This is a genomic window from Myroides sp. DW712, assembly GCF_046557355.1.
GTDB lineage: Bacteria > Bacteroidota > Bacteroidia > Flavobacteriales > Flavobacteriaceae > Flavobacterium.
In genome coordinates this window covers 251,200-269,843 of the sequence record NZ_JBKFDO010000002.1, presented here as the reverse complement: position 1 = coordinate 269,843, position 18,644 = coordinate 251,200, and the positions used below count along the sequence as shown (strand labels likewise).

Genomic DNA, 18,644 nt, shown 5'->3' with positions numbered 1-18,644 from the left:
CCTTTTAAATACCACAAATAGAGAACTTTCCGCTCCTTTTTTTTATTTTAGCGAGTTTCTTCCCTCCTTCGTTCTTCCTCACTTTTGCGCATTGCAACTGGTGATTTCGTTTTTGCTTTTTCCTACGCTCTATTCTATTTTTTCCCTTTTATCAAAATTAACGGTTCCGTCTTGGGGTATTTTAACAAAAATAGCTAAGGCGATGTGTGCTCCCCCTTTTATTCTCCATTTGCTTGATTCATCCATTTCTTGTTTTTCCTTTGTTTCTTTTTTACTCGGGAGTTTTGAGTACTAAAATGGTGCGAATATACACTAAAAATCAAGCAGTTAATTTAGTATCATTATAAAATAGCGGTTGATCTAGGGGAATTGTCCAAGATCAATGAAAGATTCGTAATTTTGTAGCCTCAAAAAAAATAAATAAACATGTTTCAAATTGGTCAAGCCTTAGTATCAGAAGATATTTTAGAAAAAGAATTTGTATGTAACCTGACGGCTTGTAAAGGTCAGTGTTGTATTGATGGAGATGCCGGAGCCCCAGTAGAGAAGGAAGAGACGGAAATTTTGGATGAAATTTTTGAAACGGTAAAACCCTATTTACGCCCTGAAGGTATTGCAGCTATAGAACAGCAAGGCACCTATATTATAGGAGAAGACGGTGAATATGAAACACCTTTGATTCACGGAGGCGAGTGTGCCTATGTGATTTACGACAACGGCATGGCCTTATGTGGCATTGAAAAAGCCTATATTGAAAAGAAAATCGATTGGAAAAAACCGATTTCTTGTCACTTATACCCTATTCGCATCAAGGAATACTCTTCATTTTCGGCAGTCAATTACCACAAATGGCATATTTGTAGCGATGCTTGTGCTTTAGGAAAAGAATTAGAAGTTCCTGTTTACAAATTCTTAAAAGATCCTTTGACCCGTAAATATGGTGCTGATTGGTATAAAGAATTAGAATTGGTTGCCCAAGAATACTATAAAAAATAAACTTACTTCAGGTATAGGGTTTGTTGTCCGTAGTCGAGAATTGCTTGACCCAAAGCGAACAAATCAGACCCTATAATTCCGTGTACATTTTTAGTTTTATACTCGGTCAGGGCAGTATTGACATGGCTCAAGTCCAACAACACAAAATTAAAATCCTCTTTTTTCCAACGCCCGAGTTGAATGGCGTTGTGGTAGCTCACTTGTGTGTGCATGCCATTCGCACCAGCCCCAGAAGCCTTTGTTTCTGAATCTGAAGGAGTTAAGTTAAAATAATCTATACTCTTAAAGTCAATACAGCTATTTGAAGCCCCAGTATCTAAAATAAAATCTCCCCATATTCCATTTACTTTTACGCGTACAAAAAGGTGGTTGGTTCTTGCTATTTTAAAGCGAATTTGTTTATAGCGCTCTTTTTTTAACCAATCTTTATAGTTTTCCATCAATTAAGTTTAGTTTTAATACTTTTTATAAGGTACTTTTGTAGTTTGAAAGATACTACTTTGTAGAATATTACCAAAGCATGATTTTTACCGATACACATACCCATCTGTACTCAGATGCATTTGCAGAAGATCGCAAAGAAACAATAAATCGCGCAATAACAAACGGAGTTACGCGCTTTTTTATACCTGCTATTGATTCAAGCTACGCTCCGGCGATGTTTGATTTAGAAGCAGCGTTTCCAGGCTATATCTTTTTGATGATGGGTTTACATCCTACCGATGTAAAACCAGAGACGTATAAACAGGAGTTGGCCTTTGTAGAACAAGAGTTAGCCCGTCGGAAGTATTATGCTGTTGGGGAAATTGGAGTGGATTTATATTGGGATAAAAGTACTTTATCCATCCAACAAGAGGCTTTTCAGCAGCAGATTCAGCTGGCGAAAAAGTATCACCTTCCCATTAATATTCACTGTAGAGATGCTTTTGATGAAGTTTTTGAAGTGCTAGAGCTAGAGAAAGGCGATGCACTACGCGGTATTTTTCACTGTTTTACGGGTACAGAAGAGCAAGCCCAACGAGCACTGAGTTATAACCTTAAACTTGGAATTGGTGGAGTAGCCACATTCAAGAACGGAAAAATTGATCAATTTTTAAACAAAATACCGTTAGAGCATATCGTATTAGAAACTGATTCTCCGTATCTTGCACCCGTGCCTTTTCGAGGCAAAAGAAATGAAAGTGCATATATTGTAAACATAGCAGAAAAGCTATCGGAGCTATATGAACTTCCATTGGAAACAATTGCAAATCAAACCACTGCCAATTCAAAAGCAGTTTTTGGTATCTAATTGTAAAAGAGAGAAACATAACATTTCAGTTTACATAAATATTTAAAACACTAATGTCTAAGTTTGATTCAATACGCCATTACCATGATCACGAGGTGAATGAGGTCTTAAAGAGCATCTCTAAGCACCCTATGGTCAAAGCGTTAATGGGTTTTACTTTTCCGAATAAAACCGAACAGCAATGGATGGAAGATTTGAGCAAAGTAACATCCATACAGCAATTTCAAGAAGAATTTGCGTATTACTCTATTCTTCGAATCTTAGAGAAAAGTTCCAATGGACTTTCTACTTCTGGTTTTGAGCACTTACAAAAAGATACGGCTTATTTATATATATCCAATCACCGTGATATCATCATGGATACTTCTTTGTTGAATGTAACCTTAAAAGATCACGGGTTAACCATGACTGCTTCTGCCGTTGGTGATAACCTAGTACAGAAGTCGTTTTTATTGGCTTTAGCCAAAGTGAACCGAAACTTCTTAGTTCGCCGTAAATTAACACCAAGAGAGCTATTGGAAAGTTCTCGTTTGATGTCGGAATACATTCACAGCCTAATCGTAGAAGAAAATCGTTCGGTATGGATTGCCCAACGTGAAGGACGAACCAAAGATGGGAATGATGCCACGCATACAGGGGTATTAAAAATGATTGGGATGGACGCAGGAGAAGAAAATTTGATGGACTATTTCAAGCAATTGAAAATTGTGCCTGTCTCTATTTCGTATGAATACGACCCGACAGATGCCTTAAAGATGCCTCAATTATTAGCGATTGCCAATAATGAAGCGTATATCAAAGAGAAAAACGAAGATTTCGTCAATTTATACAGTGGGATTATTGGTCAGAAAAAGGGCATTCACATTCACGTTGGGGATGTGATTGACACTGAATTAGATCAAATCAAAGCCATTGCAGACAAACCCAATAAACAATTACAGGCCTTAGCACAAGTGATTGACCATTCCATCATTACGAATTATCACTTATGGCCGACGAATTATATTGCCTACGATATTTTAAACAACACCAATCGATTTGCAGATCGCTATAGCGAGAAGGAAAAACAGTTGTTTGAACGTCGTTTAGAGCTACGCGTAAACAAACAGGAACAAAAAGTAGTAGACAACTTCTTGGCGATGTATGCGAATCCTGTGGCGAATAAATTAAAATTACAAGATGAACACTAAGCCGGCTATCTTACTCATCTATACAGGTGGAACCATTGGTATGGTTAAAGATTTTAAAACGGGGGCTTTGCGCGCGTTTAACTTTAATCAACTCGTAGAGCGCATTCCTGAATTGCATTTGTTGGATTGTGCGATAGAAACCTATTCGTTTGAAGTGCCGATTGACTCTTCGGATATGCAACCAGATTTATGGGTGCAGATGGCAAGTATTGTGGAAGAAAACTACGATCGCTTTGATGGTTTTGTGATTCTACATGGCTCTGATACCATGTCGTATTCCGCTTCTGCTTTAAGTTTTATGTTGGAAAATGTCCACAAGCCTGTAATCTTAACGGGGTCTCAATTGCCCATTGGTGATTTGCGTACTGATGCGAAAGAAAACTTAATCACAGCCATTCAGATTGCTGCTTTACAGGAGAACAATCTCCCCGTAATTCAAGAAGTATGCTTGTACTTTGAGTATAAATTATACCGTGGAAATCGCACCTCCAAGGTTAGTGCGGAGCTATTTAATGCCTTCACTTCTCCTAATGTTCCACATTTAGCAGAATCTGGGGTGAATTTACGCATCAACCATTCGTTATTGTTACAAAAACCATTATCTTTGCCGCTCACTGTTCACAAAAAGATGTCGCGCAATGTGATGATCTTGCGTTTGTTTCCAGGGATTCAACAACAGGTATTGGAGGCGATTTTAGCTATTCCGAGCTTGGAGGGAATTATCCTAGAGACGTATGGTGCAGGAAATGCTCCTACAGAGCCTTGGTTTTTGGAGACCTTGCGTCGTGCCACCCAAAAGGGATTAAAGATTGTCAATGTGACGCAATGTTCGAGTGGAAGCGTGATGATGGGGAAATACGAAACCAGTACGGAACTCAAAGAAATTGGGGTTATATCTGGAAAAGACATCACCACAGAAGCTGCAATTACGAAGTTGATGTATTTGCTAGCGCAACCGAATGTTCACGATTTTAAACGAGCTTTCGAAACGCCCATTTGTGGCGAGATGGAAGTCTAACATACAAAGAGAGGTGGCCGAGTGGTCGAAGGCGCACGCCTGGAAAGTGTGTATACGGCAACGTATCGAGGGTTCGAATCCCTTCCTCTCTGCTAGGAAAACCACCAACGGATGTTGGTGGTTTTTTTATTTGTATAAGTCTCTTATAATCAACACTTAATGTATTTCCCCCTTACTTTCTACTATTTGTAGGGATGTGTAGTTTTATTCTTTGGAGGTGTACATTCAGGTGTACCATATTTCTGTGAGGTGTATCATATTTTTTTAAAAAAAACTTCAACTAATTAATTCAATCTTTGAATAATCAAATATTTCATTAAGTTTACACAATATTTATTTAGCACTAAATTTAAAAAAATACTTAAATAATATTAAAAACCATTATAGTTAAAAATATTTAGCAAAATTATGTGGGAAAAAACCTTACCAAACAACTGCCCTAATTCCAATGCTATAGATTATGAAGGTAATGTATTCAGAATAATACAAACAAATAAACCTAATAAACAAGATTTTATTATCTATGCAGAATTATATCCAAATAATCCAAGATACAAAAACTTATGCCCTGCATATGCCATATCATTCTTTGACACTTTGGATAATGCTCAAAAAGCTTTAGCTAAAAACTCTACACTAGGTAAATACATTGCTAAATACCAATTAACTAAAACAGATGGAATGTCTAATTTCAATAAAAGCACTGGGCATATAAATACATGGTTTTATAGAAATTCATCTTTTAATATATTTACACCGATAGAAATCAAAGAATTTAATGAAGATCAATAATAAATATCAAATCCCAAATTACACATTAAATCTAAATGTGCTAGAAGCTTTTGACTTTCAGGGAGAGCCTATTTTATTATTAGAACAAGATAAAATAGGAAATTTTTTTATAAGCTATTTATTAGATTCAGATTCTGAGATTGAAACAAGATCTTATATACAAGTTAGTACAGATAAATTAACTACTATACTTGAAAATAAAATAAATATTCAAGAAGCATTTGAGAATCCTGAGAATGAAATAATTTATATCATCCAATTTAATTTAGCATTTGGAAATATTTTAAACACTTTTTTAATTCCTTCTGATGAAGTTATAAAAGATTTTATACCAAACAATTATGATTTTAAATTTGAATATAACTATAATGAAATCAGTATTAATCCAACTCAGTTATTAAATTATTCTGAAAGAAAAAACAAATTAGTCTTTGACTTTTATTTACAAAGTCAAAACTTAATAAGCAGTATAAAACCTTATGCTCTATATAAAGTTTTTACTCCTATAATAGAAATAATAAAAAACCTTTTAGAATTTGATAATAGAACAGCTGATAGATACCTATCCTTTAGCAATCTAAGACATTCTTCTCTGGGTATAACGATTGAATTAAACTACTCAAATGATTTGTTTTTAGAAAAAGAAACAGATGCACTAAATAAAATTATAAAATTATTTACTGCAGACTCTCAAGAAGAATTTAGTAATCTAATTTTTTCAACAAAAAACAATAAATACATAAAAGATTACAGTACAATTCTAAAGAGTATCATAGAAAACAATGCTATTTTAAGCACAGCTTATGCTCATCCAAATAATAAAGAAGTAAAGTCTGCTATTATTGATGTTGAACATGCTAAAAAAGTTAAATTAATTATTAATGAATCTTTAGACATCATAGAAGATATTGAAGTTATTGAAGGTATATTTAGAGAAATAAACATTGATGCTAAAGAACCTTCTTTTAAAATTTATATTGATAATGAGGATGTTTCATTAAGAGGTAAATTTGATCCTTCTGTTCTAGAAAAATTAAAAAGTGACTATTTAAATATAGGCAAAGAAAGATATAAATTTATTCTTAAGACAATATATCATCCTGAAACTAGTGTGAAATCTGAAGAGATAAAAAGATATTTAATAGAATATGAAAAGCTTTCATAAGCTATTATCTTAAAAAAATATACTCAATTAAAAGTTCAAATTTTATTTTCTAATATACAAGGTATACCCAAACAGGTATACCTTTTTTTATACCCTTAAACCATGCTAAACATACTATTCTTATTACAGAAAAACAGAACCAATCAAAAAGGTACATGCCCTATCAGATGCAGACTAACTTACCTTAAAACTAGAAAAGAGTTCTCAACAGGATTATTCATAAAGCCTATTCACTGGCAAAACTCCAAACAGAGAGCCCATCCTCTCAATGAGGAAAACAATTTTATCAATACCCAGTTAAGCCTGATTAAGAACAATATTAATCAGGCTTTTTTATTTCTACAATTGCAACAAGTTGATTTTACAGTAGAAGCTATTCACAAACAATACATTGGAGAAGAACAACAAGAAGACAAAGGGTTAATGCAAGCCTTTACTTACCACAATAACAGAATCAAAAAGCTAGTAGGGATTGAAACATCTATTAATACATGGGAAAGATATGACAATACACACAATCACATCAAAGCTTTTTTATGGTTTAAATATCAAAGAAAAGATATGCTCTTAAAGGATCTGAAGTATAACTTTATTCAAGAATTTGAGTATTACTTACAAACAGAAAGACAATTCAAACCTACTACAATCTTTAAGACCATTCAGAGGTTCAGGAGAGTCATTAGAGTGGCTGTATCACTTGATTACCTAATCAAAGACCCATTTATGCTATATAAAGCTAAAAAGCCTAGAAAAGAGATTGTTTACCTTACACCTGAAGAACTAAGTAAACTAGAAAGCCATGATTTTTCTCAGAGTAGATTAGAAAAAATACGAGATTTATTCATTTTGTGCTGTTATACAGGCTTAGCTTTTAATGAAATGAGTGTACTAGAACAGAAACATATCATTACTAATTTTGATGGAAATAAATGGATTAAAATGACTCGTCAGAAAACTTCTAAGGAATTATCCATACCTCTACTACCTAAAGCACTTCAGTTGCTAGAAAAAATCAGTTCAACCTATCCTCAGAAGACCAATAAATTACTCCCTAAAATTAGCAATCAAAAATTTAATTCTTACTTAAAAGAAATAGCTTTCATTGTAGGTATAGATAAAGTACTTACTCATCATATTGCAAGAAAGACCTTTGCTACAACAATTCTATTATTTAATGATGTACCTATGGAAATAGTTTCCGAGCTTCTAGGACATTCAAAGATTTCAATGACTCAGGAACATTATGGTAAGATTGTACAAAGTAAATTGAGTGAACATATTACTAAACTAGCTGAGAGATTACTTTAATTTCCTTGTTCTACTATGTTAGTAAAAATACAGATTTAAAAAAAGAGATGGGTTATTCCCATCTCTCTAATTTTAAATTTGGTACTTCACCAATGTTATTAGTTAGTATTTCTTTTAAGACAGCCTCAACATATTCTACATGCTCTTCTGTTGTTATAATTGAGTCATGTAAAGTAAAAATAGGTACATTGGGGTTTTCACTATTAATTCTTACACATGCCTTTTCTAACACTAGTTCTGATTCTAGTTTTTGCAAACAGATAGCCAATGTATTATATGTTTTATCTCCTCTTTTAATCAGTTTAAATATCTCATGAACATTAGGGAATTTTTCTTTAAAGAGTTTTGCTTCATCATTCTTAGTTCTGTTAGAACTAAATAATACAGTAAACATCACATCTTTAGCTTTATTTCTAACACTTTTTAAAGTTTCGGCATCAGTTTGCTGAACATTAGGGATCAAGCCTTTTATAATCATTTCTTTTGCAAAATGTTCATAAAATTTACCTTGTGTCACTAAGTTTTTAAATAAAACTACATCCTCATTATTTTCCAATTCTTTTATTAAATTTATTATATCACTCTTATTTTCTATTGAAGGATTGTTTATTTTATCATCCATATCATTTCTATTATAAGATTCCTCATTTAATAAAGCTAAAGCCATATAAGGTTGAGAATTAGAAATGTCAATAGCACATAATTTTTCACCTTTAAATTTAATAAATTTCCTAAGTTCACTCTTTACCTGAGTTAAGTTAGTATGCAACCTATTACTTGTATTATCCACAAAAAAAAGAATATCTCCTTGACTTAATTTTAATATAGGTAACAGTCGTGCATTATAATTTCTCCATGCTGGGCTTTCACCAATTAACTCTTTTTCAGCATTAAATAATTCTCTCAAAGCACCCTTCGCCCCTTCCAAATCAACTTCTAAATCATCAAACCAAATTCTCATAAATGAATCTTCACATATCTTCTCAAAATTATGAGGAACATTATAAACAATACTCTTTATTAGAGTCTGTTTAGTTATTTCAACAGGTTTAAGTTCAGATACATAATCATTAGTAAATCTATATCCTATACATTTTTCACCTGTTATGTAATGATTATCTGTTTCAATAATACCACATTCAATAAGGTATTCTAAATAAGATTTGTAATCCTTTACTTTTTTTTGCAATAATACACTACTTATACGTGTATATCCGTTTTCTTCCTCCTCTTCATTTATTCTTATTGCACTGATTAAGTGTAAGATATACACAAAACAATCCCTATGATAAGCAAAGTTGGGAGGATTACCTTCTAAAACACCATCTATATCCACTTTTTCGGGAATATAGAGTGTCCATGCCTTAAATATAGGCACACCTGTTCTACTAAAACGAGCAGTACCATCCCTTTTAGTATCTATCTGATTAAAGTGCAAATTTAGTACTGCTTGCACTTGGAAGGTTTCTTCCATTATCCCCTTCCATAAAATGAAAGAGAAATTTCCTCTAGGCTCAAAACCTATCAGGCACCTCTTACAAGGTGAGTGGAATCTTCTTTTATAAAGAAACTAGTTCAATATAAAACCTTCTAATCATACTATTCTTGAAAATACAAAAGAGTAAAACTCTTATACATCAGAATATATAATTGTAAAAACTATATAATGTTTGAATTAAATCAGAGAGAAGAACACTACTCTGTTTTTTAAATAAAAGGATATTCTCCTTTCATTTTAGAAATAACCTAATACTTAGTTTAGGCAAGCTGTGAAAGCTGTACAAATTTATAACAAAAATTAATTAACAACCAAATCTAAATTTAAAAAATATGCAAATCAGACAATCAGAAAGAAAAAGAGCCAAAATTAAAATGGCTCTACAAGGAACAGCTGGATCAGGGAAAACCTATTCTTCCCTACTCCTAGCTAAAGGAATAACACAGGGAGATTTATCCAAAGTAGTTATTATTGACACAGAAAATGGAAGTGCAGATTTATATGCTCATTTAGGAGCTTATAATGTATTACAACTGCAACCTCCATATACACCTGAAAACTATATTCAAGCTATTGAAGTTTGTGAATTAGCTCAGATGGAAGTTATTATTATAGACAGTATTTCTCATTGCTGGGATGAACTCCTAGACTTTCATTCTAAACTAGCTGGAAATTCTTTTGCTAATTGGGCAAAAGTAACTCCTAGACAAAAAAGCTTTATAGATAAAATACTCCAATGCTCAGCTCATGTTATTGCAACTATGAGAACTAAGCAAGACTATGTATTGAATCAGAAGGATGGTAAATACATTCCTGAGAAAGTAGGGTTAAAAGCAGTACAAAGAGATGGCTTAGATTATGAATTTACCCTTGTATTTGACCTAGACATCAAACACTTTGCTGTTTCTTCTAAAGACAGAACTAGCCTATTTATGGGTAAACCTGAATTTATTATTAATGAAGTAACAGGTAGAAAGATTCTAGCATGGTGTAATACAGGTAGACTTATCTCAGAGAATGACAACCTACTTACTAAAATAGAAGCGTGCCAATCTGTACAAGAACTCTTAGTGTTATACAATCAAAATCCCAAAGCACAGAGTGAACTAAAACCCAATTTTGAAAAGAAGAAAGCACAACTTTTCGCATTAACTAACCCTCAAAACTTTAATCCCAATGGACAATTTAATTACAACTAGTGTTTCTACTAACATAATAGAACAAATAAATAGAGACAATCCCTCAGGATTCTATAGTATTCCTCAGGAAATAAGAAATCCTCAGATAGAATATTATGAATATACAAATCTACCTGTATATGAGCATAAGCCCTTTATTGAAGCTAATACACAGGAGATTGATTTAAGTGTATTACAACAAGATTGTATTATTCCTGTATTCTCTAAAGACAATGAAAAGACCATAGCACACCAAGAATTCATTGAAATAGCTCTTGAATGTGCTTCTCTAGCATTTCCTACTCATTCCTTTAGTTCAACTGAAATTAGAGTATCTCATCAAATTAAAGGAAGAGTACCTGAAGCAATTCACAAGAATGCCAAAGACCTTTTAGAACATGAAAAGACTCAGTATTTTGAAAGAATGGCTTTCATTATTAAAATACCTAGTATTACAGAAACTATTAATGGAAATGAGCTCTGTTTAACTCTAGGAGGGGTTAGAGCTTATAACCAAGAGAATTTATACAACAAGAAATCCTTTGAGAAATTCAAATTCTTTATTGGGTTTCAAAATTTAGTCTGCTGTAATTTATGTGTGAGTTCAGATGGATTTGTATCTGAGATGCGTGTTAGCTCCTATCAAGATTTACAAGCTAAGATTTTAGAAGTAATACTGAACTATAAAGCTGAGAAGCATTTAAAAGGGCTCAGAGACTTTACTAATTACTCTATTACAGAAAGTCAATTTGCTCAGCTTATAGGGAAAGCTAGACTATATAATCACTTACCTAAATCCACTAAATTAGAACTACCTGAGCTAACCTTTAATGATGGGCAATTCAATACTATTGCTAGAGATTTTTATCAGGATGATAGTTTCTGTAAAGATCCAGATGGAGATATTAATCTATGGAGTGTATTCAACCTCTTTACTCAGGCTAATAAAAGCAGTTATATTGATACTTTCTTAGAAAGAAACCTCAATGCTTATGATTTTAATCAAGGAATATGCAAAGCATTGGATGGTGATAAGGGGTATCAGTGGTTTTTGAGTTGATTTTAAAATGCCCTAAATTTCATATAAATAGGGCATTTTTGTTAGAATACATAATCTACTTTTTTCATGTACTTTTTTGATTTTAACTCTTTGGATGATACAGGTTCAAATATTTGTTCTAGTGTAAATCCACTGAATTTTGGTTTAGTTTCAAAGTAATATACTTTTCCTTTCTCAGGCACCAATCTTGCACTTGCTATACCTGCACTCTTTATCACTATTTCTGTTAAGGACAAATCATGTACTTTATATTCCAAATGCCCTCCACTTGAAATATCAGCAACTTTTATACCGTTTACAACAACTTGAATAGTTAAAAGAGAGCCCATATTTCTTTTAGGTCTATAAATATTTATTATGGCATATGCATCTTCTGTTAACCTCTCTTTTCTAACTTCATCATCTATTATTTTTTTTTGATATTCCAACTCAAACTGTGCTTCTTTTATAGCTAAAGCCCTCTCCATTAACTCATATGGAGGCTTATAAATAAAGTCATCTACAAATTTACTTTCTGCTCCTACATATCTTTCTCTTTGGATATTAACATTTTTTTGATTAGCTAATCCTTCTTGAAAACCTCTATTATATCCATCATTATAACTAGTAGAAGACTCACCAATTTTTGGTATTGGTGCAATAGGAGGTATTGGTTCTATACAGCTTATTCCTTTATCATAACAAAAACCTTTTTTATAACCATCAGCAAAACCCTGTGAAAACTTGTCTTGTCCAAAACAAATACATGCATATAAAAGACTAACAATTAAAGCTACATACCTATTAACCATTTATTAATTATTAAAATTAAATACTGTAAAAATAGTATAATTATTAAACATACACTAGTGTGATTCTCCTCACAAACTAGCCCCCCCTTTCTCCTAGTCAAACAAATACCCCCACTTATTCCTAGCAAAAAGGAAATTTTCCAGCTCCATATAGAAACTTAGCTAAAATCACACAGAGTTAAGCAAACCTCAGCTTGCTCTTAAACCTAGCTGAGTTTGGAGTTCATTTTAATCTTAAAAATTTTAAACCTATGGTAAAAATTATCAACTACAAGGAAAGACAAGCAGAAGATGGAAATCTATTTTATGTCTTAGAGATTACAGGAGGTGTGGAAATGATGAAGAGTCAAACTACAAATCAATACTATGCAACAACAAAGAAGGTTTTTATAGCATCAACCTTTGATGAAGCAACATGCAAGGCTCTTATAGGCACAGAAATGGAGGGAAACATTGTAAAACAAGAATGTGAGCCTTATGAATACATTAATAAGGATTCAGGAGAGGTGTTTCAATTAACTCATAAATATGTGTATGAGCCTGATGCAGATAACACTATTTTATAGTTCTATCTGGAACTTGATAGCTACAACAAGACTAAGTATGTTCTCTTATTGGGCATACTTAGTTTATTTTTAAGGAACAGCACAAATGACAACTAGACTAAAGCTAGCCTTTTGCTCTCTGTTTTAATACTATAAAAAATAATGAGATATACTATCATAGCATATCTACACATTAATCTTTAATCCATTACAGATTTTTCTTTTAAATTTGAAAGAAAAAATGATTATTCCCAATATTTTTATTTCTGATTTAATCTATCTAAAAGGAAATACTACCTATGGTCAAAAATTAAATATAGAAAATGCGTTATACAACCTATGTTTAAAAGATAATACAGTCTTATTCTTTGATTTAAAAAAGAATACAAAAGTGAATACATTAATTGACAATAATCACTTATCTATTTCAAGATTTTTTAATACTAAAGGCTATAATTTTATATTCTTCCCAAAAGAACAAATAAAGCCTCTAAATCATAAATTCATTCAATATTATATTCCACATTTAAATAACTTATTACCTACAAAACCAACTGAATCAATTATAACCTTTCAAGATGAATATTATAAAGACATACTTACAAGTATTAATTATCAAGGACTAATACAGACTGGTTTTTTAATTATTATAGAAAGAAAAATCTATGTGGTTAGCATCAATAGTTTAGAGGATTTAATAAAAATACTAGATTTTTTACAGTATAATATACCCCCTGTGTCTAAAGACACTATTAATACTAGCTTTATAGATGATGATGTATTTTATAGCCCAAGATCTTTTACTCAAGATGAATTTTTAAATGCTTTAGCTTCAAATCTAGATAGTGATACAAAAAAAATCATTGAGTCTTTTGAAAAAGAACTAGAACTAATGCAAAAATCAGGTCAATTATTATACGCTTTACCTATTCTAAAAAAACTAATTGCAGACCAATATGAACATCTTGAATTTTCTCTGGCAAATAGTGATATCTCTATTAGTGAAGAATACAAAATCACTTTCACAAAGTACAATAATCTAGAATTACCTTTGAGCCACCTAACCAAAGTAATTTACATTTTATTTTGTAAATACCCAGAAGGGATAAACATTAAAGAATTGAGTAAATATAGAGATGAATTAATTTCGTTATATACTAGAATATCAAATCAACTAGATTATGACAAGATAATCAAAAGCATAGATGATTTAATAGACCCAGATAGCAATAGTATTTACACTCATTTATCAAGGATTAAGTCAACTTTACACCAAATAATGGATGCTAAATATGCTGAACAATATATAATAACAGGAGATGCACATGGCAGTGACTTCAAATATATTAATGCCATCAGAATGTATTTTTAAAACTAAATCTCTTCTGGAACTAACAAGAGTTTAGACACACTAATATTCAAAGCTTTAGATATTCTATATAAAGTAAAAATTGTTGGATTAGTCCTTCCTGACTCTATTCTAGATATATTAGTTGTGTCAATATTACCTTCCATTAACCCTACTAATTCTACCTGAGAAAGATTCTTTAACTCTCTTTGGTATTTAATATTCTCCCCTACTCTTTTTAACAAATCTAACTTATCCATACTTGACATATTTGTCAAGTGAATAAATAACTTATATTTGTTTAAATAAATGTCATATATGACAACACTAAAAAGAATTATCTTTTTTTAGATAGTACAAATTTACTGTATATTCAACAGTTTATCCATAGTTGCAAATTTGCAACTAACTAATTGATGATATTTATTAAATTACTTTTGAACAAATAAAAATGAAAAAAAACCATTTATTATGCTTTGGATTATTTTTTTAGCCTTAGGGGGCTTTATCCTCTACAAATTCTTGAATTTCAACAATAAAGTAGCAAAAAAACCATTTATACCAACTTTTAAAATTTTTATTGATGAATTAAATCATGACACCTTAAGTGGATTAGGTACTTTAAATCAAGTAGATGAAATAGAGTATATTTTATCAAATCCATATGGCTCTGCTCTAAATACAAAAATTACATTCAAATATTTAGGTAGTAGTCTTAGAGTAATAATAGACACTCAAAACTATTTCATGATGAATAATGATGGAAGCTTTGATAGTTTCTCATATACATTCAAATCTCTTGATAAAATTGATTTAAATGAGACCACCCAAAAAAGGATGGTAGAGTATTTGAAAAATGCCTTTACAGAGTACCTAAATCATAGAAAAACACTATAATTATATTATGAACACAATCATTGACACCTTAATCACACTAGCTAAAATAGCCCTTGTAACACCAATTATTATAATTGCTATAATCGGGATTACAAGTAAGAAAAAGAAAAAATAAAATGAAAATAAAACTGATTATACTACTAGTTTGTATAACTTCTGCATGCAATTCTTTAATAATGATGGATTACCTTATTTTAAATATTAGATAAAATGAAAAGACAATTATTTTTATTTTTAGGACTATTTCTTATTGCAAGTCCTTCTCTTTTGGCTCAATCTAAACTAGATGAAATCAGGGGCTTTAAAGGCATAAAGATTGGAGATAGTTATAGCAAATGGGAACATAGCTTGAGTAACAAACAGATTCAAGGTAATGAAGCAGGATATTACTTCTCTAACCCTTGTTGTACTGAAGTATTTGACTATGATATAGAAGAAATATTTCTAATATTTGAATATAACACCTTAAAATCTATAAGAATAACTACAAAATGGTTTGATAAACCAGGTGAATGGAGAGATACTGAATTTATGGATATAAAACAGAGGTTAGAATATTTCTTTGAACCTGCCACAGATTATCTTACTCCAAAAAATAAAGAAGGAAACATTATATGGTTTTGGGAAGGCAAACAAATATACATGCAGTCAGAATATGAATGGTATGGAAGCTTTAAACCTAGTAGAGTCACCATATCTATTGCAGATAAAAATTATCTAGAAAAACAATTACAAAGAGGTTTTTAATCTCACTAACTAAACCACCCTTAATCAGGTGGTTTTTTTTTACCATACTATGACTAAAATTCTAAATCAATTTTATCTAGGAGCTCCTTATGAAGATTTAGAATTTGAGCTCTTAGTATTACCTGAAAAACTTCAAGGAATAGATAATTATAGCTATATAGGAGTAGTGCATACTCCATTACTTGAAAACTATACTTACACCATTGAATTATTTTATGAATGGGATATTTTAAAAGGTATTTTATTTACCTTTCAAAGTTTAGCTTCTGAGGAATTAATTCATATCAGAGAAACTATATTAGAAGAAACTACAGGTGAAATTAATGTACTATCTGCTGAAAGAATAAACCTTTCTCAATTAGGTTCACCTAATTCTAATCTATCACCTGATATGAGTTATCTATTCATCTCAGATGTATTAGATATATACTCTAAATTCTTTCTCTATTATGTTAGTAATAATACATAAAGGCATGCATTTAGGCTAACATAGTATAAGAAGAAAACCTAATATATTAATAATCAGATAGAATAAAGAGAGGGTTCGAATCCCTTCCTCTCTGCAAGGAAAACCACCAACGGATGTTGGTGGTTTTTTTATTTGTATAAGTCTCGTGGGGAGCTCGCTCACCTAAGAGGTTTTACAAATAAAAGAACAAGACAAAGCGCAGCGGTGCCGTAGTTTTCCTTGTAAAAAACACCCTTATTAGGAAAACCGAAGCGCAGCGGAGGTAATTCCTAACTTGATAAATTCATGAAAAGCTCGCTCACCTAAGAGGTGTTACAAATAAAAAAACAAGGCAAAGCGCAGCGGTGCCGTGGTTTTCCTTGTGAAAAATACCCTTATTAGGGAAAACCGTAGCGGAGGTAATAAACTGTTATTTATATACAAAAATAAATAAACACAATCAATTAGATTTGAATACACAAAACAAAAAATGTAAACTAAACTCTTTGATTACAAAAAAAACTAAAAAATTAGAACCAACATTTTTTGATTACAACTCCTGAAAACAAAACTCTCTGATTACGAAGTCATCTTGACTTTTTAGTTTTGTAAAACTTTTTCAGTCCTATAACAATAAAAGCTACGAAGTTCCACGCCATCCAGCTAGAAAGTACAGTGTCAAATCTATTGAGCAAAGAACGAAAGCGATCTAACCAAGCATTCGTTCTTTCAATGGCATATCTTGCTTTGTATAGTTGTTCATCAAAATAATCATCTTCATTATCTTGCCCATTTCGTTTATTTGGACAGATGTTCGCTATTATTTCTTTTTCACTCAATATTTTTCTAAACTCCTGAGAATCAAAACCAGCATAAGCATTAATACACAATCCTGATAGAGATATTTCAGCATTAGATAGTTAACTAGTTATATCTTCAAAATAAACTTCTATATCAAATAAATCACTGTGATTTCCTACTATCGGTTCTTTTTTAGTTGTTAAATTTCGAATAAATTGCTGTATCCACAAACTTACCCTTGTGGTATTCCTTTTCTTTAAAGTAGGCTTCACGTACAAAACCACATTTTTCTACTACGCGAATGGAGCCTTTATTTTCTGGGTAGATGACAGCTTCGAGGGAGTGAAACCCCAGATTGTTGAGTCCAAAATCGACTAAACGCTGCAAAGCTTCGGTGGCATAGCCTTTCCCATAAAATTCTGGGAGTAACATATAGCCTGTTTCCGTGCGGTAATGTTGGAGTTGCATGCGATAAAATCCCATCGTACCTATCACCACTCCACTTGCTTTGTCTACAATAGTCCAATTGATGCACTCTTTATTTCTCATGCGTTCATGTAGGGAATGGATATAGTCTTCCGCTTCTTTTATTGCTGTAGCAAGAGGAACTGGGATATGCTGCATCACTTCAGCACTTGAACGCATGGCAAATATGGCTTGCGCATCAGTTAAAGTCGTTTGTCTAAGGTATAATCGTTCCGTTTCTAATACGGGAAATATAGATAGGTCTAAGGTTAACATGGTTTAAATTCTAGTACTAGGCTTAAAAGTAGGAAAAAAAGTCTTGCTCTTGTCAAAAAAACATAGTTTCTCACACCGTCCTTATTTTCCCCCTACTAGCTCTCTTCTAATTATTAGTTGTACCTTCCCTTATTCAACCAAACAAAAATGACAACAAAAAAACTCGTACTTCCACCCACTATTCGAATGCTTACGGAAGATGAACTTCCTGCGAACCCTTCTCTTTTAGCGCGGTTAAAAGAAGGTCAACAAGCGAATATCGTTCCTGGATACACCTTCACTCCAAAAACTAAAAATGAAAACCAACAGGAGTTGCCTTTTTCTTTTTATGCAGAAATAAACGTCGATAACACGCAATTATGGGAATTATTTATCGCCTTAGCAGCCACTTTACCACAGCAAGCTTCGCTCTTATTTGGGCCAATCGATGCTGATATACACTATGGGAATTATACTGATACGGCATCTATTCTTCAAACATTGGAACCCTATAAAACAGAATTGACACAAGATCCTTTTCTTGTATTTGCCCTATTGTATCACGACAAAGAACAACTCATTGAAATTTATGTTGATGAAAGTAAGTACATCAAATATTGGGGCGTGGATGAATCTGCCTTTCGATCCCTTTTGGCCAAGTATCAACTAACGGAACAGGAAGATTTAAACTTTATTGACGAATATCCAAAAATTCGAAACAATCTAAAACTTGCTAATCCCAGTGTACTGGATACGGCTGAATTGATTCAACTTTTACTCGTGACCTTTACTTAATTTTTACTTGTTATGTTGTCTACAATACAGTTTATTGCTTGATATGATGTACGATT

21 protein-coding genes and 1 tRNA gene are annotated in these 18,644 nt (G+C 32.1%); 16 read left to right on the top strand and 6 right to left on the bottom strand.

The features are described from left to right. Positions 1-426 precede the first annotated feature (426 nt). Positions 427-996 carry a DUF3109 family protein gene (locus ACLJX0_RS02770; protein ID WP_410878194.1) on the top strand — a complete coding sequence of 190 codons (570 nt, stop codon included), beginning with the start codon at positions 427-429 and terminating at the stop codon, positions 994-996. Positions 997-998: 2 nt separating this feature from the next. Here the strand turns inward: ACLJX0_RS02770 and ACLJX0_RS02765 are convergent, their stop codons facing one another. Continuing rightward, the gene (locus ACLJX0_RS02765) at positions 999-1,436 is read right to left on the bottom strand and encodes a retropepsin-like aspartic protease (protein WP_410878192.1); all 438 of its coding nucleotides are present in this window, start codon (positions 1,434-1,436) and stop codon (positions 999-1,001) included. 80 nt (positions 1,437-1,516) lie between these two features. On the opposite strand from ACLJX0_RS02765, the gene ACLJX0_RS02760 reads away from it, so the two are divergent. The 7 genes from ACLJX0_RS02760 to ACLJX0_RS02730 all read left to right on the top strand — a co-directional run bounded on the left by ACLJX0_RS02760 (position 1,517) and on the right by ACLJX0_RS02730 (position 7,760). Next, positions 1,517-2,287, top strand: a complete 771-nt coding sequence (locus ACLJX0_RS02760; RefSeq protein WP_410878190.1) for a TatD family hydrolase — start codon at positions 1,517-1,519, stop codon at positions 2,285-2,287. Positions 2,288-2,340: 53 nt separating this feature from the next. Continuing rightward, a complete protein-coding gene (locus tag ACLJX0_RS02755; protein WP_410878188.1) occupies positions 2,341-3,477 on the top strand; it encodes a 1-acyl-sn-glycerol-3-phosphate acyltransferase in 1,137 nt (378 codons plus the stop codon). Next, positions 3,467-4,495 carry an asparaginase gene (locus ACLJX0_RS02750; protein WP_410878186.1) on the top strand — a complete coding sequence of 343 codons (1,029 nt, stop codon included), beginning with the start codon at positions 3,467-3,469 and terminating at the stop codon, positions 4,493-4,495. Before ACLJX0_RS02755 ends, ACLJX0_RS02750 begins: the two co-directional genes overlap by 11 nt. A gap of 7 nt (positions 4,496-4,502) precedes the next feature. Then, positions 4,503-4,587 (top strand) — tRNA-Ser (locus ACLJX0_RS02745). Positions 4,588-4,903: 316 nt separating this feature from the next. Next, positions 4,904-5,287, top strand: a complete 384-nt coding sequence (locus ACLJX0_RS02740) for a hypothetical protein (protein ID WP_410878184.1) — start codon at positions 4,904-4,906, stop codon at positions 5,285-5,287. Further along, on the top strand, positions 5,274-6,452 hold the full coding sequence (locus ACLJX0_RS02735) for a DUF6575 domain-containing protein (RefSeq protein WP_410878182.1): 1,179 nt from the start codon (positions 5,274-5,276) through the stop codon (positions 6,450-6,452). Before ACLJX0_RS02740 ends, ACLJX0_RS02735 begins: the two co-directional genes overlap by 14 nt. Before the next feature lie 102 nt (positions 6,453-6,554). Next, positions 6,555-7,760, top strand: a complete 1,206-nt coding sequence (locus ACLJX0_RS02730) for a site-specific integrase (RefSeq protein WP_410878180.1) — start codon at positions 6,555-6,557, stop codon at positions 7,758-7,760. Between the two features lie 52 nt (positions 7,761-7,812). Here the strand turns inward: ACLJX0_RS02730 and ACLJX0_RS02725 are convergent, their stop codons facing one another. Further along, the gene (locus tag ACLJX0_RS02725; RefSeq protein WP_410878178.1) at positions 7,813-9,234 is read right to left on the bottom strand and encodes a hypothetical protein; all 1,422 of its coding nucleotides are present in this window, start codon (positions 9,232-9,234) and stop codon (positions 7,813-7,815) included. Between the two features lie 356 nt (positions 9,235-9,590). Here ACLJX0_RS02725 and ACLJX0_RS02720 point away from each other — a divergent pair, with 356 nt between their 5' ends. Continuing rightward, the gene (locus tag ACLJX0_RS02720; protein WP_410878176.1) at positions 9,591-10,457 is read left to right on the top strand and encodes an ATP-binding protein; all 867 of its coding nucleotides are present in this window, start codon (positions 9,591-9,593) and stop codon (positions 10,455-10,457) included. Further along, positions 10,435-11,496, top strand: a complete 1,062-nt coding sequence (locus tag ACLJX0_RS02715) for a DUF3871 family protein (RefSeq protein WP_410878174.1) — start codon at positions 10,435-10,437, stop codon at positions 11,494-11,496. Before ACLJX0_RS02720 ends, ACLJX0_RS02715 begins: the two co-directional genes overlap by 23 nt. Before the next feature lie 41 nt (positions 11,497-11,537). Here ACLJX0_RS02715 and ACLJX0_RS02710 read toward each other — a convergent pair whose 3' ends face one another. Next, positions 11,538-12,287: a hypothetical protein gene (locus ACLJX0_RS02710; protein ID WP_410878172.1), complete on the bottom strand. Its 750-nt coding sequence runs from the start codon at positions 12,285-12,287 to the stop codon at positions 11,538-11,540. Between the two features lie 251 nt (positions 12,288-12,538). On the opposite strand from ACLJX0_RS02710, the gene ACLJX0_RS02705 reads away from it, so the two are divergent. Together ACLJX0_RS02705 and ACLJX0_RS02700 are read left to right on the top strand one after the other, a co-directional pair. Then, on the top strand, positions 12,539-12,853 hold the full coding sequence (locus tag ACLJX0_RS02705) for a hypothetical protein (RefSeq protein ID WP_410878170.1): 315 nt from the start codon (positions 12,539-12,541) through the stop codon (positions 12,851-12,853). Positions 12,854-13,061: 208 nt separating this feature from the next. Beyond that, positions 13,062-14,204, top strand: a complete 1,143-nt coding sequence (locus tag ACLJX0_RS02700) for a hypothetical protein (RefSeq protein WP_410878168.1) — start codon at positions 13,062-13,064, stop codon at positions 14,202-14,204. A gap of 2 nt (positions 14,205-14,206) precedes the next feature. On the opposite strand, the gene ACLJX0_RS02695 is transcribed toward ACLJX0_RS02700, so the two are convergent. Then, the gene (locus ACLJX0_RS02695; RefSeq protein WP_410878166.1) at positions 14,207-14,440 is read right to left on the bottom strand and encodes a helix-turn-helix domain-containing protein; all 234 of its coding nucleotides are present in this window, start codon (positions 14,438-14,440) and stop codon (positions 14,207-14,209) included. A gap of 211 nt (positions 14,441-14,651) precedes the next feature. On the opposite strand from ACLJX0_RS02695, the gene ACLJX0_RS02690 reads away from it, so the two are divergent. The 3 genes from ACLJX0_RS02690 to ACLJX0_RS02680 all read left to right on the top strand — a co-directional run bounded on the left by ACLJX0_RS02690 (position 14,652) and on the right by ACLJX0_RS02680 (position 16,293). Then, entirely contained in the window at positions 14,652-15,077 is a 426-nt protein-coding gene (locus tag ACLJX0_RS02690; RefSeq protein WP_410878164.1) for a hypothetical protein, read from the top strand. A 210-nt stretch (positions 15,078-15,287) separates the two neighbouring features. Continuing rightward, positions 15,288-15,824 (top strand): hypothetical protein, encoded by a 537-nt coding sequence (locus ACLJX0_RS02685; protein WP_410878162.1) that lies wholly within the window; start codon positions 15,288-15,290, stop codon positions 15,822-15,824. 49 nt (positions 15,825-15,873) lie between these two features. After that, positions 15,874-16,293 carry a hypothetical protein gene (locus tag ACLJX0_RS02680; RefSeq protein WP_410878160.1) on the top strand — a complete coding sequence of 140 codons (420 nt, stop codon included), beginning with the start codon at positions 15,874-15,876 and terminating at the stop codon, positions 16,291-16,293. Positions 16,294-16,859: 566 nt separating this feature from the next. Here ACLJX0_RS02680 and ACLJX0_RS02675 read toward each other — a convergent pair. After that, positions 16,860-17,162 (bottom strand): hypothetical protein, encoded by a 303-nt coding sequence (locus ACLJX0_RS02675; protein WP_410878159.1) that lies wholly within the window; start codon positions 17,160-17,162, stop codon positions 16,860-16,862. 103 nt (positions 17,163-17,265) lie between these two features. Continuing rightward, positions 17,266-17,814: a GNAT family N-acetyltransferase gene (locus ACLJX0_RS02670; protein ID WP_410878157.1), complete on the bottom strand. Its 549-nt coding sequence runs from the start codon at positions 17,812-17,814 to the stop codon at positions 17,266-17,268. Between the two features lie 147 nt (positions 17,815-17,961). On the opposite strand from ACLJX0_RS02670, the gene ACLJX0_RS02665 reads away from it, so the two are divergent. After that, positions 17,962-18,588, top strand: a complete 627-nt coding sequence (locus tag ACLJX0_RS02665; protein ID WP_410878155.1) for a hypothetical protein — start codon at positions 17,962-17,964, stop codon at positions 18,586-18,588. Positions 18,589-18,644: the final 56 nt, after the last annotated feature.